This window comes from Mycobacterium shigaense, from assembly GCF_002356315.1.
Classification (GTDB): domain Bacteria; phylum Actinomycetota; class Actinomycetes; order Mycobacteriales; family Mycobacteriaceae; genus Mycobacterium; species Mycobacterium shigaense.
This window is the reverse complement of record NZ_AP018164.1, coordinates 3,276,391-3,291,852: the sequence shown is the minus strand read 5'-3', so window position 1 is coordinate 3,291,852 and position 15,462 is coordinate 3,276,391. Positions and strand designations below refer to the sequence as shown.

The 15,462-nt window shown below is 69.9% G+C and carries 15 protein-coding genes and 2 pseudogenes; 6 read left to right on the top strand and 11 right to left on the bottom strand.

Features of this window, described 5'->3' with window-relative positions:
- Positions 1 to 24: 24 nt before the first annotated feature.
- Together lipA and lipB are read right to left on the bottom strand one after the other, a co-directional pair.
- Positions 25 to 969: a lipoyl synthase gene (lipA, locus tag MSG_RS15440; protein WP_096440939.1), complete on the bottom strand. Its 945-nt coding sequence runs from the start codon at positions 967 to 969 to the stop codon at positions 25 to 27.
- The gene (gene lipB, locus MSG_RS15435; protein WP_096444575.1) at positions 966 to 1,664 is read right to left on the bottom strand and encodes a lipoyl(octanoyl) transferase LipB; all 699 of its coding nucleotides are present in this window, start codon (positions 1,662 to 1,664) and stop codon (positions 966 to 968) included. Before lipB ends, lipA begins: the two co-directional genes overlap by 4 nt.
- Before the next feature lie 50 nt (positions 1,665 to 1,714).
- Between lipB and MSG_RS26190 the strand changes: the two are divergent.
- Positions 1,715 to 1,843, top strand: a pseudogene (locus MSG_RS26190) (DUF222 domain-containing protein); the annotation flags it as partial.
- A 29-nt stretch (positions 1,844 to 1,872) separates the two neighbouring features.
- A complete protein-coding gene (locus MSG_RS26185) occupies positions 1,873 to 2,121 on the top strand; it encodes a hypothetical protein (protein WP_373421151.1) in 249 nt (82 codons plus the stop codon).
- Between the two features lie 4 nt (positions 2,122 to 2,125).
- On the opposite strand, the gene MSG_RS15425 is transcribed toward MSG_RS26185, so the two are convergent.
- Both MSG_RS15425 and sucB read right to left on the bottom strand, forming a co-directional pair.
- Positions 2,126 to 3,049 carry a TIGR01777 family oxidoreductase gene (locus MSG_RS15425; protein ID WP_096440937.1) on the bottom strand — a complete coding sequence of 308 codons (924 nt, stop codon included), beginning with the start codon at positions 3,047 to 3,049 and terminating at the stop codon, positions 2,126 to 2,128.
- 12 nt (positions 3,050 to 3,061) lie between these two features.
- The gene (gene sucB / locus MSG_RS15420; protein WP_096444573.1) at positions 3,062 to 4,828 is read right to left on the bottom strand and encodes a 2-oxoglutarate dehydrogenase, E2 component, dihydrolipoamide succinyltransferase; all 1,767 of its coding nucleotides are present in this window, start codon (positions 4,826 to 4,828) and stop codon (positions 3,062 to 3,064) included.
- Between the two features lie 223 nt (positions 4,829 to 5,051).
- On the opposite strand from sucB, the gene MSG_RS15415 reads away from it, so the two are divergent.
- Entirely contained in the window at positions 5,052 to 6,836 is a 1,785-nt protein-coding gene (locus tag MSG_RS15415) for an SDR family oxidoreductase (RefSeq protein WP_096440935.1), read from the top strand.
- Between the two features lie 8 nt (positions 6,837 to 6,844).
- Here the strand turns inward: MSG_RS15415 and MSG_RS15410 are convergent, their stop codons facing one another.
- Positions 6,845 to 7,186 carry an aminopeptidase gene (locus MSG_RS15410; RefSeq protein WP_096440933.1) on the bottom strand — a complete coding sequence of 114 codons (342 nt, stop codon included), beginning with the start codon at positions 7,184 to 7,186 and terminating at the stop codon, positions 6,845 to 6,847.
- A 173-nt stretch (positions 7,187 to 7,359) separates the two neighbouring features.
- Between MSG_RS15410 and MSG_RS15405 the strand changes: the two genes are divergently transcribed.
- Entirely contained in the window at positions 7,360 to 7,836 is a 477-nt protein-coding gene (locus MSG_RS15405; RefSeq protein WP_232011042.1) for an SRPBCC family protein, read from the top strand.
- A 51-nt stretch (positions 7,837 to 7,887) separates the two neighbouring features.
- On the opposite strand, the gene MSG_RS15400 is transcribed toward MSG_RS15405, so the two are convergent.
- Positions 7,888 to 9,465 carry a leucyl aminopeptidase gene (locus MSG_RS15400; protein ID WP_162899237.1) on the bottom strand — a complete coding sequence of 526 codons (1,578 nt, stop codon included), beginning with the start codon at positions 9,463 to 9,465 and terminating at the stop codon, positions 7,888 to 7,890.
- 160 nt (positions 9,466 to 9,625) lie between these two features.
- A pseudogene (locus tag MSG_RS25630) lies at positions 9,626 to 9,882 on the bottom strand (adenylate/guanylate cyclase domain-containing protein); the annotation flags it as partial.
- A gap of 99 nt (positions 9,883 to 9,981) precedes the next feature.
- On the opposite strand from MSG_RS25630, the gene gcvT reads away from it, so the two are divergent.
- Both gcvT and MSG_RS15385 read left to right on the top strand, forming a co-directional pair.
- The gene (gene gcvT / locus MSG_RS15390; protein WP_096440929.1) at positions 9,982 to 11,085 is read left to right on the top strand and encodes a glycine cleavage system aminomethyltransferase GcvT; all 1,104 of its coding nucleotides are present in this window, start codon (positions 9,982 to 9,984) and stop codon (positions 11,083 to 11,085) included.
- A gap of 56 nt (positions 11,086 to 11,141) precedes the next feature.
- Positions 11,142 to 12,248, top strand: a complete 1,107-nt coding sequence (locus MSG_RS15385; RefSeq protein ID WP_096440927.1) for a branched-chain amino acid aminotransferase — start codon at positions 11,142 to 11,144, stop codon at positions 12,246 to 12,248.
- A 12-nt stretch (positions 12,249 to 12,260) separates the two neighbouring features.
- Here MSG_RS15385 and MSG_RS15380 read toward each other — a convergent pair whose 3' ends face one another.
- The 4 genes from MSG_RS15380 to MSG_RS15365 are packed head-to-tail and all read right to left on the bottom strand — an operon-like array spanning position 12,261 to position 15,306.
- The gene (locus MSG_RS15380; protein ID WP_096440925.1) at positions 12,261 to 13,013 is read right to left on the bottom strand and encodes an adenosylcobinamide-GDP ribazoletransferase; all 753 of its coding nucleotides are present in this window, start codon (positions 13,011 to 13,013) and stop codon (positions 12,261 to 12,263) included.
- Positions 13,010 to 14,068 carry a nicotinate-nucleotide--dimethylbenzimidazole phosphoribosyltransferase gene (gene cobT, locus MSG_RS15375; RefSeq protein WP_096440923.1) on the bottom strand — a complete coding sequence of 353 codons (1,059 nt, stop codon included), beginning with the start codon at positions 14,066 to 14,068 and terminating at the stop codon, positions 13,010 to 13,012. Before cobT ends, MSG_RS15380 begins: the two co-directional genes overlap by 4 nt.
- Positions 14,068 to 14,604 carry a bifunctional adenosylcobinamide kinase/adenosylcobinamide-phosphate guanylyltransferase gene (cobU, locus tag MSG_RS15370; protein WP_096440921.1) on the bottom strand — a complete coding sequence of 179 codons (537 nt, stop codon included), beginning with the start codon at positions 14,602 to 14,604 and terminating at the stop codon, positions 14,068 to 14,070. The genes cobT and cobU overlap by 1 nt, the downstream gene beginning before the upstream one ends.
- Positions 14,605 to 14,631: 27 nt before the next feature.
- Positions 14,632 to 15,306 (bottom strand): DUF3043 domain-containing protein, encoded by a 675-nt coding sequence (locus MSG_RS15365; RefSeq protein ID WP_096440919.1) that lies wholly within the window; start codon positions 15,304 to 15,306, stop codon positions 14,632 to 14,634.
- Between the last annotated feature and the right edge of the window lie 156 nt (positions 15,307 to 15,462).

The window sequence follows — 15,462 nt, the reverse complement described above, 5'->3', positions numbered from 1 at the left end:
AGTCAGAGGATACGGACGCGCCGGTCAGCCGCGTGGCGAGGCACCGGAGGCGCGCGTGCGGGCGGCCTGCTCGTAGAGGCGGCCCGCCCGATAGGACGAGCGCACCAGCGGCCCGGCCAGCACGCCGGCGAACCCGAGCCCCTCGGCGTGCTGCGCGAACTCGACGAACTCCTCCGGCCGCACCCACCGCTCGACCGGATGGTGCCGGGCCGACGGCCGCAGGTATTGGGTGATGGTGACGATGTCGCACCCGGCGTCGTGCAGGTCGGCCAGCGCGGTGCGCACCTCGTCGGGGGTTTCGCCCATCCCGAGGATGAGGTTGCTCTTGGTGACCAGGCCCGCGTCGCGCGCCGCGGTGAGCACGCCCAGGCTGCGCCGGTAGGTGAAGGCCGGGCGGATCCGTTTGAAGATGCGGGGGACCGTTTCGACGTTGTGCGCCAACACTTCTGGATGGGATCCGAAGACTTCGTCGAGGCGCGTGGGCTCGGCGTTGAAGTCGGGGACCAACAGCTCGACGCCCGTCGACGGGTTGAGTTCCTTGATGGCCCGCACCGTCTCGGCATACAGCCAGGCGCCGCCGTCGGGCAGGTCGTCGCGCGCGACGCCGGTGACGGTGGCGTAGCGCAACCCCATCGCCTGCACACTCTCGGCGACCCGCCGGGGTTCGTCTCGGTCAAGCGGTGCCGGCTTGCCCGTGTCGATCTGGCAGAAGTCGCAGCGGCGGGTGCACTGGTCGCCGCCGATCAGGAAGGTGGCTTCCCGGTCCTCCCAGCATTCGAAGATGTTGGGGCAGCCCGCCTCTTCGCAGACGGTGTGCAGGCCCTCGCGCTTCACCAGGCTCTTCAGCTCGGTGTACTCCGGTCCCATCCGGGCCCGTGTCTTGATCCACGGCGGTTTGCGCTCGATCGGGGTCTGCGCGTTGCGCACTTCCAGGCGCAGCAACTTGCGGCCTTCGGGCGCTGGGATCACGTTATCGATGCTACGCGGGCTGCGTCGGGCTGCCAGCTAAGGGCGAGGCGGCCGTCCAGTGCGTCGCAGACCGCCGCGGCCACCGCCGCCCGGACCTCGCCAACGCCGACCTCGCGGCCCAGCTCGGCGGTCAGCGACGTCACGCCGGCGTCGCTGATGCCGCACGGCACGATGGCCTGGTAGGCGTTCAGGTCGCAGTGGCAGTTGAGGGCGAAGCCGTGCAGCGTGGTCGCGCGCGACACCCGGACTCCGATCGCGGCGATTTTGCGGGCCGGCCCTCCGGGCACCCACACGCCGGAGCGGCCGTCGACACGGATGGTCTCCAGGCCCAGGTCTCCGCACACTTTGATTAGTGATTCCTCAAGGCGCCGAACATAATTCACGACGTCGAGCGGCTCGGCGAGACCGACGATCGGGTAGCCCACCAACTGTCCGGGGCCATGCCAGGTGATCTTGCCGCCGCGGTCGGTGTCTATGACGTCCAGGCCGGGGGTGCCGTCCGCCGGCCGCTCATGCGCTTCGGTGCGCCGCCCGGCGGTGTAGACCGCAGGGTGCTCGAGTAGCAGCAGGGTGTCGCGGCCGCCGGCAGCCCGCGCGTCCGCCAGGTCGCGCTGCAGCTGCCATGCCGTGCGGTAGTCCACCACGCCCAACTGGCGGACGTCGATCGCGCTCGACTGTGACCTGATGGAGCTCATGGTCGCGAGGTTACCCGGGTCGGTGCGACGACGGTCGAGCGACAGCGCCGCGACGGGTCGGAATCGTGTCAACCGCGCTGGCCGAACTGGAAGTCGCAACGGGTCACGGGGTCACCGGAGCGGGCACGCGGCTGCCGATCACCGACGTCATCCGGCTGTCCCGACACGCGCACCACACTATCTGGCGATCTTCGACAAAGGAAAGACCGTGGCGCTGTATCATGCCAAGCGCCTGGCCTCGCCGGGGCAGCGAATTATGTTGTACGCCAAGGATATCGGCTGCTCCGCGCCGGGATGCGACGTGGGCGGCCACTACTGCGAGGTTCATCGACAGCACCGACTACGCCCACTGCGGCACGACCGACATCGACAACCTCATCCTGGCCTGCGGGCCGCATCACCGACTCCTGGGGCCGCGCCGGTGGCAGGGTCGGATGGCGATCCCGACGCCGCGTAGCGATCTAATCGTGCTCGCGGCGGGCGGTCGCGTAGCCGAGCGCCTCGCCGATGGTGTTGTGGTGGAACTCGAAACCGGCGTGCTCCAACGCCGACGGGATGGCGCGCTGGCCGGTTAGCAGGCCCTCGTCGGCGAACTCGCCGAGCGTGGCGCGCACCGCGAACCCGGGTAGCACCAGCGGGGTGGGACGGTTGACGGCGCTGCCCAACGCGGTCGTGAACTCCGCGTTGGTGACCGGGGCGGGTCCGGTGAGGTTCACCGGACCGGACAGCGACGAGTGGGAGAGCGCGAACAGCAGCGCGCGCACTTCGTCCTCGAGGCTGATCCACGACACGTATTGGCGGCCGCCGCCCAGCCGGGCCCCCAGCCCGACGGCGAAGAGCGGGCGCATCTTGCGCAGTGCGCCGCCGGCCGGAGCCAGCACCAGACCGGTGCGGGCAAGCACCACCCGGGCGCCACCGTACTGGGCTGGCAGGGTCGCGGCTTCCCAGTCTTCGCAGAGCTGCGCCAGGAAACCCGTTCCCGCGCGCTGGTTTTCGTCGACCACGCGGTCCCGGGTGTCTCCGTAGTAGCCCACCGCACTGGCGTTGATCAGCGTGGCGACCCCTGCATCGGCCACGGCGGTCGCCAGCACCTCGGTGGGGCCGATACGGCTATCGCGCAAATTCTGCTTGAACGCCCCCGACCAGCGACGCTGCCCGACGTTGACGCCGCACAGGTTGACGACGGCGTCGATCCCGGTGAGAGCCTCGGCATCGAACTCGCCGCTGGCCGGATTCCAATGCAGCTCTTCGGAATTCGCCGGCGTCCGGCGCACGATGCGCAGCACCTGGTGGTCGGTCGCGCGCAGGGCTGCGGTCAGCGCGGAGCCGATCAGGCCGGACGAACCGGCGATCGCGATGACGGCCCCATGACCAGCTCGAGCCACGTTCGCGAACCCCTAAAGCCCGAGATCGGCCTCGAACGCTGCCTCTTCGAGTCGGTGCCTGATCGTGGTGAGGAAACGTCCGGCGTCGGCGCCGTCGATCAATCGATGGTCGTAGGTCAACGGCAGGTAGGCAACCGACCGTACGCCGATCGATTCGTTGCCGGCGTCGTCGACGACCACCCGCGGCCGTTTGACGATCGCTCCGGTGCCCAGCATGGCCGCCTGCGGCGGAACCAGGATCGGGGTGTCGAACAACGCGCCCTGGCTGCCGATGTTGGTGATGGTGAAGGTGCCACCGGACAGCTCGTCGGGTTTCAGGTTGCCCGACCGGGCCCGATCGGCGATGTCGGCGATCGCCCGGGCCAACCCGGCCAGCGACAGGTCGCCCGCGTTGTGGATGACGGGGGAGAGCAGGCCCTGTTCGGTGTCGACGGCGAATCCGAGGTGTTCGGCGTCGTAGTAGGTGATCTCCTTGGTGTCCTCGTTGTAGCTGGCGTTGATGTTGGGGTGGATCTTCAGGGCGTCGATCACAGCCTTGGCGATGAACGGCAGGTACGTCAGATTCACCCCCTCGCGCTCGGCGAACGACGCCTTTGCCCGGGCTCGCAGGCCCACGATCTTGGTCATGTCGACCTCGTGGGTCTGGGTGAGCTGCGCCGTGGCCTGCAGGGATTCGCGGGTTTTCTTCGCGGTGATCTGCCGGATCCGGCTTGCCTTCTGCGTGGTGCCCCGCAGGTGGGCCAACGCGGGTGCCGGGGTGGCTGGTGCCGGAGCCGCCGCCGGTGCGGCCGCGGCCGGAGCCTGGGCCGCCGGGGCGGGCGGCGCCTTCTTTGCCTCCGCGGCCGCCAGCACGTCCTGCTTGCGGATGCGCCCGCCTACGCCGGTGCCTTTCACCTGGGCGAGATCGATGTCGTTCTCGTTGGCCAGTTTTCGCACCAAGGGCGTGACGTACGGCGACCCGTCGGTTCCGGTCTGCGCCGGTGCGGGTTGAGGTTCCGGTGCGGGCTTGGGAGCCGGAGCGGGAGCGGGCGGGGGCGCGGCCTCGGCCTTGGGTTGCGGTGCCGATTCGGGCTTCGGTGCAGGCGGGGGCGCAGCCTGCGGCGTGGGCGCCGGTGCCGGCGTCGGGGCGTCGGCAGCAGCCGAGCCGGTGCCGATGCGTGCCAACTCGCCGCCGACCGGAATGGTGGCGTCCTCTTCGGCGGTGATGCTGACCAGGACGCCGGCGACCGGCGACGGAATCTCGGTGTCCACCTTGTCGGTCGAGACTTCCACCAGCGCGTCGTCGACCTGGATCGAATCCCCGACCTTCTTCAGCCAGCGAGTCACGGTGCCCTCGGTCACCGACTCGCCGAGTTCGGGCATCAGCACCGGGGTGGTGCTGCCGCCGGACCCCTGCTGGGTGGCCGGTGCGGGCTCGGGTGCCGGCTGGGCGGGCGCGGGCTCCGGCTGCTCGGGCTCCGGCTGTGACGGCGCCGCGGCTGCGGGCTCGGGCTCAGGTGCGGGCTCGGGTTGGCTCGGCGCCTGTGACTGGCCGTCCTCGGCGGACTCGCCGATCAGGGCCAGGTCGCCGCCGACCTCGACGGTGTCGTCTTCCTGGGCGATGATCTTGGTCAGTACACCCGCGGCCGGCGAGGGGATTTCGGTGTCCACCTTGTCGGTCGACACCTCGACCAGTGGCTCGTCGAGCTCGACCGTGTCACCTTCCTGCTTGAGCCAGCGGGTGACCGTCCCCTCGGTGACGCTCTCACCAAGTGCCGGCATCTGGACGGAGAAGGCCATGTCCTTTGACTCCTCGAACACTCGTCGGTCGGCGCAGGTCGACACCTGCTTACCACAACCTGGTGTACCGGCGTGGAACGCAAGCAGATGTCCCAAACCATCCTGTCACTGCCGTCGCACCGGCACACAATCAGGGCGGACCGTGCTCGCGTGCCGGGGCCGCCGGGTGCGCTTGCTACCGTGTGGCCACCGGACGGTCAGACACATTGCAGGCGGGGGTTCGATGTCGGCAACACGGCAAATATCGCAGGATTTCGTCGAGAGCGCCGACGGTGCGCGTATCGCGGTGTACGAGGAGGGCAACCTCGACGGGCCGACGGTCGTGCTGGTGCACGGCTGGCCCGACTCGCACGTGTTGTGGGACGGCGTGGTGCCGTTGCTGGCCGACCGGTTTCGGATCATCCGCTACGACAACCGCGGCGTCGGCCATTCGTCGGTGCCCAAACCGGTGGCGGCCTACGCCATGGCGCGCTTCGCCGACGACTTCGCGGCCGTCACCGGTGAACTGAGTCCCGGTCGGCCCGTGCACGTGCTGGCTCACGACTGGGGCTCAGTGGGCATCTGGGAATACCTGAAGCGCCCCGGCGCCAGCGACCGGGTCGCCAGTTTCACGTCGGTCTCCGGCCCGAGCCAGGAGCAGCTGGTCGAATACATCTTCAGCGGACTGCGCCGGCCCTGGCGGCCGCGCCGGTTCGCGCGGTCGATCAGCCAGGCGCTGCGGCTGACGTACATGGCGTTCTTCTCGATCCCGGTGCTGGCGCCGCTGCTGCTGCGCGCGGCGTTGCGCAGCGGGGCGGTCCGCCGCAACATCGTCGACAACATCGCCGACGAGCTGATCCACCACTCCGACAACCTCGCCGGTGACGCCGCCCGCTCGGTGAAGACCTACCCCGCCAACTACTTTCGGTCCTTCTCGCGTCGCCTGCGCGCCTCCGGCGTCCCGGTCGTCGACGTGCCGGTGCAGCTCGTCGTCAACACCCGCGACAAATACGTGCGACCCTACGGATACGACGAGAGCGCGCGCTGGGTACCGCGGCTGTGGCGCCGCGACATCAGAGCCGGTCACTTCTCGCCGATGTCGCACCCGCAGGTGATGGCGGCCGCCGTGCACGAGTTCGCCGACCTGGCCGAAGGCAAGCCGCCGAGCCGCGCGCTGCTGCGCGCGCAGGTCGGCCGACCCCGCGGCGAGTTCGGCGACACCCTGGTCTCGGTGACCGGCGCCGGCAGCGGCATCGGCCGCGAGACGGCGTTCGCCTTCGCGCGCGAGGGCGCCGAGCTGGTGATCAGCGACATCGACGAGGCCGCCGTCAAGGCGACCGCGGCCGAGATCGCCACCCGGGGCGGGGTCGCGCACGCCTACGTCCTCGACGTGTCCGACGCGGCGGCGGTCGAGGCGTTTGCCGAGCGGGTCAGCGAAGGGCACGGCGTGCCCGACATCGTCGTCAACAACGCCGGCATCGGGCAGGCGGGCGGATTTTTGGACACGCCGGCCGAGCAGTTCGACCGCGTGCTCGACGTCAACCTCGGCGGCGTGGTCAACGGCTGCCGGTCGTTCGGCCGGCGACTGGTCGAGCGCGGCACCGGCGGCCACATCGTCAACGTGTCGTCGATGGCCGCGTATGCGCCGTTGCAGTCGCTGAACGCCTACTGCACCTCGAAGGCCGCGACCTACATGTTCTCCGACTGCCTGCGCGCCGAACTCGACACCTCGGGGGTGGGGCTGACCACCATCTGCCCTGGGGTCATCGACACCAACATCATCAACACCACCCGATTCGACGCCCCCGCGGGTAAGGGGATCGAAGCCGTCGACGGCCGCCGCGGGCAGCTGGGCAAGATGTTCGCGCTGCGGCGTTACGGCCCCGACAAGGTCGCCAACGCGATCCTGTCGTCGGTCAAGAAGAACAAGCCGATCCGCCCGGTTGCCCCGGAAGCCTATGCGCTGTATGGTCTTTCGCGTCTGGCGCCGCAGGGGCTGCGAAACGCCGCCCGAATGCGGGTGATCTAGCGCCGGCTCTACCCTGTGGAGGCTCCCTCGTTCCGTCGCACCAGGAGCACACCGGCGACACCGAGGATCCCGACCACCGTCAACGGAATGGCCCACGCCCGGCGGCCCCCGACCGACGACTGGCACTGCGCCACATAATCGGTGTGCGGAACGATCTGGTTGACGATTGGAATGTTCGCCACGCTCTTGTCGTTTGCCTGGCGCGCCGCGGATAGGTCCGTGGCCACGGCGTTCCCGCACCCGATGGAACCGCCATTGCCGTCGGACACCGAGACCGGCACCAACAGTCCAATCACACCGGCAAGCAGCAACACCGCGCCTACCGCGAGGATCACTCGTCGCACCGTCATGATTCGCCTCCTGTCGAGTAACAACCGCAGGGGAGGTTAGCCACGGAGTCACCCGGTTAAACGGAGATTTGCCCGCCGGTGTCGGGACGGCGCCGCGCTTGGGCGCCGCGGGGGCGGGTACCCGCCGCGCAGACGGCGACGCGAATGCGGACGTCGAAGCGAAAGGACGCGCGATGCCGAAGCAGGAGTCGTCGAAGCAACAGATGGCGACCAGCCGGGAGGTCAGCGCCTCCCGCCGGCAGGTCTGGGATGCGATGGTCGACGGGTGGACGTATACCCAGTGGGTGGTCGGCAACAGCCGGACCCGGGCAGTGGATCCGCGTTGGCCGCAACCGGGCTCGACGATCCGGCACTCGGTCGGGGTATGGCCGCTGGTGATCAACGACAAGACCGTGGTCGAAAGCTGCACGCCCGGTGAGGAACTCGTCCTGCGCGCACACGTCGGGCTGTTGGGAGCAGCCCGGATCACGCTGCGGCTCACCGATATCGAAGACGGGTGCCGCATCGACATGATCGAGGTACCGGAGTCCGGGCCGATGAACCTGATCCCCGATCGGCTGGTGTTGGCCGCGGTGTATGCGCGCAACCGCGAGTGTTTATGGCGGCTGGAGGCGCTGGCGCGGCGCCGCGAGCCCAGCCAGGTCCACTAGCGCACGGCTGCGGCCCAGGCTGTACCGAGCCGTCACCGAACTGCTGACCCGCTAACCGTTCTCGGCGATGTCCTCGAGCACCGCGAACAAGGTGCGGGTCGGCACGCCGGTCGCGCCCTTGGGCGAATACCCCCACGGGCCGCTGGTGTTGTACGCCGGGCCGGCCACATCGATGTGCGCCCATTCGACGCCGTCCGCCACGAACTCGCGCAGGAAGATCCCGGCCACCAGCATGCCGGCGAAGCGCTGCCCGCTGATGTTGGACAGATCGGCCACGGTCGACTTCAGGTCATCCTTGAGTTCGTCGGGCAGCGGCATCGGCCAGCCGTTCTCACCTACCTGCTGCGAGATCGACGCGACGCGGTCGCGAAATTCGTCGCTGCCCATCACTCCGGGGACGCGCGCACCGAGGGCCACGGTCTGCGCGCCGGTGAGCGTGGACGTCTCGATCAGATAGTTCGGCTTGTCCTCGCATGCGCGCACGATGGCGTCGGCCAGGATCAGCCGGCCCTCGGCGTCGGTGTTCTGCACCTCGACGGTGATGCCGCCGTATTGCGTCAGCACGTCGCCGGGGCGCTGCGCCGTACCCGACGGCATGTTCTCGGCGACGGGCACGGTGGCGATCACGTCGATCGGCAGGCCCAGCTGCGCGGCCAGCGCGACGGTCGCGACCACCGCGGCGGCCCCGCCCATGTCCGAGGTCATGTGGTGCATCCCCGCCGCCGGCTTGATCGAGATGCCGCCGGTGTCGAACGTGACGCCCTTGCCGACCAGAGCCACTAGCTTCTTGGCCTTCCCCTGCTTGCCTTTGGCCAGCTTCGAACCGCGGTGGGTCAAGCGCACCAGCCGCGGGGGCCGTGACGAGCCCTGCCCGACGCCGACGATGCCGCCGTAACCGGCCTTCTGCAGCGCCTTTTCGTCGAGCACCTCAACCTCGAGGCCGACGGATTCGCCCAAAGACTTTGCGCGCTTGGCAAATTCGGCCGGGTAGAGATGACTCGGGGGAGTGTTGACGAGATCGCGGGCGGTGGCCACCGCGGTCGCGACGGCCGCACCGTGCGCGGCCTGCTTCTTGGCCTCTTTGGCTCCCCCGGATGGCGAGGCGAGCAGCGTAATCTTGCGCAGCCCTTTGTCTTTCGGGGCGGTCTTGTCGCTGCGGAACTCGTTGAACCGGTAGCTGCCCAGGATCAGCCCCTCGACGGCGGCGGAACCGACACCGTCGCCGGGCAATTCGGCCAGCGTGGTGATCACCACCTCGGCGTTGCCCAGCGAGCGGGCGGCAACCCCGGCGGCACGCCGGATCACGTCCGCCGGCCACTCGGCGCGGTGTTTGCCCAGGCCGATCGTCAGCACGCTGGTCACCGGCAGCGCCGGCACCACCAGCCGGTGCACCTGTTCGCTGCCGCCGGTGGCGCCCAGTGCGATCAGGTCGGCCTCGATCTCTTCGATCGCCTCGGCGGACAGGAGCGGCTCGCACGTGAGGACGACGGCGCCCGACCGGTCTTGGGACTCGTCGCCGCTACCGGTCGACACGACCGGCACGAGCAATACCGAGGAACCTGCCGCACGCTTGGGCAGCGAGGTGGCGACGTTGACGGAGGGAGCTTGGTAGCCGGTTTCGCTGGTCACGGGCAATTACCCTAGTGCAGCGTGCCGGCGTGCAGGTCGAAAGCCGGCACCGGTTCCTCGATGCCCTTCAGCGTCACCGGGCCGTGGGCGCTGGTGGGTTGCTCCGGCAACGCGTCATGCAGGGCCGAATCGGCGAGTATCTGCCCCGGGGCGGCGGCGGTAGCCCGAGCAAAGCCCAGGCGCGTTCGACGTCTTCAGCCGGCAGTCCGAGGGCCTCGGCCGCGGTGTGCAACGTGTCGGTCGGACGACCCGACCAGTGCAGGACATCCCCGGACAGGCCGAACAGCCGGCCGCGCCGCTCGGCCTCAACGTCTCGTCGGCGGTGAAGCCCGGCTCGTCCTTGATCAGGTCGGCCCGCTCGCGCGGATTCGCGATTCCGGCGGCTTCTGGCTGGTCAAAGTCAAAGGACTCGGACACCCACCCAAGTGGGCCAGCAGGCGCCGACGCCGGGTTGAATTGTCGCCGACGGCGCCCGCCGCTTCGCGTGCGTGTCGTCGGCGATTAGGGTGAGACGCCGTGGGCGATGTGTCGGAGCTACTCAAGGGACCGCTGGAAGAACGCCATCGCGAATTGGGCGCCAATTTCGCCGAATTCGGCGGCTGGCTGATGCCGGTGTCGTATGCCGGCACGGTCAGCGAGCACAACGCGACGCGCAACGCGGTGGGCCTGTTCGACGTCAGCCATCTCGGCAAGGCGTTGATCCGGGGTCCGGGCGCCGCGGAATTCGTCAACTCCGCGCTGACCAACGACCTCGGCCGTATAGGGCCCGGCAAGGCGCAATACACGTTGTGCTGCAATGAATCCGGCGGTGTGATCGACGATCTGATCGCCTACTACGTCGCCGATGACGAAATCTTTCTGGTGCCCAACGCCGCCAACACGGCCGCGGTGGTCGAGGCGCTGCAGGCTGCCGCTCCCGACGGCTTGACGATTACCAACGAGCACCGCTCCTACGCGGTGCTGGCCGTCCAGGGCCCGCGTTCGGCGGACGTACTCGGCCAGCTGGGGCTGCCGACCACGATGGATTACATGGGCTATGCCGACGCCGCATTCTCGGGAGTGCCGGTGCGGGTCTGCCGCACCGGCTACACCGGCGAGCACGGTTACGAGCTGCTGCCACCCTGGGACACGGCGGGCGTGGTGTTCGACGCCCTGCTGACTGCCGTTTCCGACGACGGCGGCGAGCCCGCCGGCCTGGGCGCCCGCGACACCCTGCGCACCGAGATGGGTTACCCGCTGCACGGGCATGAACTTTCGCTCGACATCTCACCGCTGCAGGCGCGCTGCGGCTGGGCGATCGGCTGGAAAAAGGACGCCTTCTTCGGCCGCGACGCGCTGCTGGCCGAAAAGGAGGCCGGGCCGCGACGGCTCCTGCGCGGGCTGCGCATGGTCGGGCGCGGGGTGCTGCGGCCCGGGCTGACCGTGCTGGCCGGCGACACCCCCGTCGGGGTCACCACCTCGGGCACTTTTTCGCCGACGCTGCAGGCCGGCATCGCGCTCGCGTTGATCGACACCGCCGCCGGTATCGACGACGGCCAGCAAATCACCGTCGACGTCCGCGGCCGCGCGGTTCAGTGCGAAGTCGTGCGCCCACCCTTCGTGGATTTGAAGACCCGCTAGGCGAGCCGCCTGCATCCGGCAAAAACCAGGTGGCGTACCCGGATACAATCGGCGTCATGACAACCGGCTCTTTGGAGTTCACGGTTTCGCGCGCGTCGACACCGGCGACCGACGCCGAACGTGAATCGATCTTGCGTGAGCCGGGATTCGGCAGATACTTCACCGACCACATGGTTTCGATCGACTACGTCGAAGGCCGCGGTTGGCACGACGCCCGGGTGATCCCATACGGGCCGATCGAGTTGGATCCGTCGGCGATCGTTTTGCACTACGCCCAAGAGGTGTTCGAGGGACTCAAGGCCTACCGGTGGGCGGACGGCTCGATCGTCTCGTTCCGCCCGGACGCCAACGCCGCGCGGATGCGTAATTCGTCCCAGCGGCTGGCTATCCCCGAACTGCCCGACGAGCTTTTTCTCGAATCGCTGCGTCAGTTCGTCGCGGTCGACAACGCCTGGGTGCCGCGGGCCGGCGGCGAAGAGGCGCTGTATATCCGGCCGTTCGTTTTCGCGACGGAGCCCGGGTTGGGGGTACGGCCCGCCAACCAGTACCGGTACCTGCTGATCGCTTCGCCGGCTGGCGCGTATTTCAAGGGCGGCATCAGCCCCGTCGACGTGTGGGTGTCGTCGGAGTACGTGCGCGCCTGCTCGGGCGGCACCGGTGCGGCCAAGTTTGGCGGCAACTACGCCGCGTCGCTGCTGGCGCAGGCCCAGGCCGCGGAAAACGGTTGCGACCAGGTGGTGTGGCTGGACGCCGTGGAGCGCCGGTTCGTCGAAGAGATGGGCGGCATGAACCTGTTCTTCGTGTTCGGCAGCGGCGGGACGGCGCGGCTGGTGACGCCGGAGCTGTCCGGCTCGCTGCTACCGGGCATCACGCGAGATTCATTGCTGCAGTTGGCCATTGACGCCGGATTCAGCGTCGAGGAACGCAAGATCGACATCGACGAGTGGCAGAAGAAGGCGGCGGTCGGGGAGATCACCGAGGTGTTCGCCTGCGGCACCGCCGCCGTCATCACGCCGGTGGGGCGGGTCAAGCACGGCGACGGCGAGTTCACCATCGCCGACGGGCAGCCGGGCGAGGTGACGATGGCGTTGCGCGACACCCTGACCGGCATCCAGCGCGGCACCTTCGCCGATACCCACGGCTGGATGACGCGGCTCGGCTGATCCGCCGGGCCGCTAGCACCGGACCAACGCCGCGAGGGCCACGACGCTTGCCGTGGTCGTGAGTTCGATCGCCGCGCCCAGCACGTCGCCGCTGAGACCGCCGAACCGGCGCACGCAGTGGCGCACCAGCGCCGCGCCGCAGCCGACCCCCAGCAGCACCGCGACGGGCCCCTGCCACGGGCGTGGCCCGGCCACCACCGAAGCAGCCGCCAGCACCGCGAACCAGCCCGCCACCGCCGCCGCGGGCTGCGTGCCGGCGACGCTGGCGCCCAGCGCGCTACCGGCCGCGGCGGGCGTCGACCGGTGACACGCCAACACCGCGCTGACCCGCCCGGCCGCGACCGCCACCACGATTCCGGCCAACCCGTGCGGCCACGCCGTGCCCAGCGCGGCAAACGCCAACCCCTGCAAAGCGATCACCAGTACCACCGCCGCGACACCGAACGGCCCTGTCGACCCGTCGCGCATCACCGCCAGCGCACGCTCCGGCGGCCCATAGCAGCCGAGCCCGTCGGCGGTATCGGCGACGCCGTCGATGTGCAGGCCGCGGGTGGCCAGCAGCAGTGCGGTCACCGCGAGCAGCCCGGGCAGCAGGCTCGACGCCCCAAAGGCCAGCGCGCCGCCCCAGGTGACGCCCGCCGCGAGCGCGCCCAACGCGGCGCCCACCACCGGCAGCGCGGTCATGGCGCCGCGGCCCATCGGCTGGTCATGCGGCAGAGGCAGCACCGTGCCGAAGCTGAAAGCCGTTGCCAGCGAACGGATCACGACGAGGTGTCCGGCGTGGCCCGACCGGTGACGCCGGCCTCGGCAAAGGTCGCCGTCGACGTCAGCGCGGCCACCGCCGCGCGCAGCACCGGCACCGCGACCGTGGCGCCGCTGCCCTCGCCGAGCCGCATGCCCAGGTCCAGAATCGGGTCCAGCTGCAGCGCCCCGAGCGCCAGCGCGTGACCCGGCTCGGTGGACCGGTGACCGGCCTGCCACCAGTGGCGGGCGCCGGGAGCCAGCCGCTCGGCGACCAGAGCCGCGGCCGTCACCGCCATCCCGTCGAGCAGCACCGGGGTTCGGCGCACCGCGGCCTGGGCGCAGAAGCCCGCCATCGCCGCCAGGTCCGCCCCCGCGCAGCACCGCAGCAATCCGACCGGGTCGGGCAGCACGGACTTGGCCCGAAACAGCGCGTCGCGGATGGCCGCGGTCTTGCGGGCCCAGCCGGCGTCGTCGATCCCGGTACCGAACCCGACCACCGCGACCGGCTCGGCGTTGGTCAGCGCGGCCACCAGTACGGCCGCCGCGGTGGTGTTCCCGATCCCCATGTCGCCCGCGATCAGCAGGTCGGCGCCGCCGTCCACCTCGTCGTCGGCGATGCGCTGACCCGCCGCGATGGCGCGGGCGGTCTCCTCGTCGGTCAACGCGTCCTGGACGGCGATATCCCCGCTGCCGCGCCGTACCTTGTGCGCGCCGATCTGCTCGGAGAGCGGGTCGGCGTCCACCGAGAGGTCGGCGATGCGCACCGTCGCCCCGGCGATCGCGGACAGCGCGTTGATCGTCGCCCCGCCCGCGTCGATGTTCGCCACCATTTGGGCCGTGACCTCCGGCGGATACGCCGACACCCCGGACCGGGCGACCCCGTGGTCGCCGGCGAACACCACGACCCGCGCGCGTTCGAATTGCCTTGGCGGGCAATGGCCCTGGCACGAGGCGACCCAGACCGCGAGGTCTTCGAGGCGGCCCAGCGCGCCGCGCGGCTTGGTCAGGGTGTCCTGGCGGCCGCGGGCGGCCGCGGCGGTGTCCGCGTCGGGCGGGGCGATGACGGGGAATTCCATTATGCGCCCGCCGATTTGATCGGCAACGGCTGCCCGGCGACCACCAACACGACCCGGTCGCAGACCGCGGCGACCCGCTGGTTGAGGGTTCCTAGTTCGTCGGCGAACCGGCGGCCCGACGCGGTGGCCGGCACCACCGTCAGCCCGACCTCGGGACTGACCAACACCAGCGTGGACGCGAATTCGTCGACCGCGGTGACCATCTCCTTGACCGGGGCGGCCACGGATCCGTGCTCCCACCCCTGCTGGCGGTCCAGGGTGCGGGTCAGCCAGCCGCCGAGGTCGTCGACCAAGGTCGGGGTGGCCGGCGACCGCCGCAATTCGGTTGCCACATCAGCGGTTTCGACGGTGGACCAGTGTGCGGGCCGCCGGCTGCGGTGCTGCGCGACCCGCTGTGTCCAGTCCGGGTCGGTCCGGTCGGCCGGACCGGAGGCGATGTAGCGGACTGCCTGCCCGGGCGGGAGCGACTCGGCGATGGCTTGTTCGGCCCATCGGGATTTACCCGACCTGATCCCGCCGAGCACCAGGGTGCGCACCGGTGTCAGACGGCTTTCCGGCGACGGCTATTCGACACGGCTGCCGCGCTCGACCTGGGCGCGGGGCGTGCGCATCCGGCGCATTTGGGAAGCCCGCTGAGCGGCGTAAAGACCGATTTTCCAATGGCTTTCGGTGTTGTTGGGGAATTTCGCATCGACCAGCCTGTTGACCTTGCGACCCAGGATCACGGCGTCGACACCCATGATGGCCACGATCGCCAGCATGGCGGGCGACAAGTAGAGCTGCAGCTGTGGGACGCCGAACGTCATGAACAGCAATGTCAATGTGGTGGGCATGAACAGCCCGAGCAGGTTGCGCCGGGAGTCGACCACGTCGCGCACATAGCGGCGCACCGGCCCCTGATCGCGCGGTAGCAGATAAGCCTCTTCTCCGGCCATCATGCGTTCGCGGCGGTCGGTCATCGCCGACCGGTTGGCCAGCCGCTGCTCCCTGCGCTCCTCGCGGCTGAGCTTGGGGCCGGCCAGCGTCTTGCGGCGGGCCCGTGCCTCGGCGGCGGTTTTGGGGGCCGGCACGACCGGTCCCTTCCTCGCGGCGCCCCTGGCCTGGTCGCGCTTCGGCGTAGGCCGGCCCTTGGGTCCGGTGCGCGTCGCGCGCTGCGCCGTGCCCACCGCCGCGTTTGCCTCCGTGGCGGCCTCGTCGACGCTTCCGTCCCGGGTTTTCTTCCGGCCCAACAGCTTCACAGCCGCCAGATTACTTCGCGGCCGCTCGGGCGCCCAACGCGCCCGGAACGCATTCCCTGCAGTGGGTCCGTTCCATGCGTACGGGCGTTATTTCGACCTACCCTTACCAGTGATGAACGGCTGCCTGTGATGGACGACGGCTCGATAGGCTCAGAT

Coding starts and splice junctions, on each gene's coding strand:
- MSG_RS15405 (WP_232011042.1), top strand. CDS start 7,360: ATGCCGAAGCAGGAGTCGTCGAAGCAACAGATGGCGACCAGCCGGGAG.
- MSG_RS15415 (WP_096440935.1), top strand. CDS start 5,052: ATGTCGGCAACACGGCAAATATCGCAGGATTTCGTCGAGAGCGCCGAC.
- sucB (WP_096444573.1), bottom strand. CDS start 4,828: ATGGCCTTCTCCGTCCAGATGCCGGCACTTGGTGAGAGCGTCACCGAG.
- cobT (WP_096440923.1), bottom strand. CDS start 14,068: ATGGAATTCCCCGTCATCGCCCCGCCCGACGCGGACACCGCCGCGGCC.
- MSG_RS15385 (WP_096440927.1), top strand. CDS start 11,142: ATGACAACCGGCTCTTTGGAGTTCACGGTTTCGCGCGCGTCGACACCG.
- lipB (WP_096444575.1), bottom strand. CDS start 1,664: ATGAGCTCCATCAGGTCACAGTCGAGCGCGATCGACGTCCGCCAGTTG.
- MSG_RS15410 (WP_096440933.1), bottom strand. CDS start 7,186: ATGACGGTGCGACGAGTGATCCTCGCGGTAGGCGCGGTGTTGCTGCTT.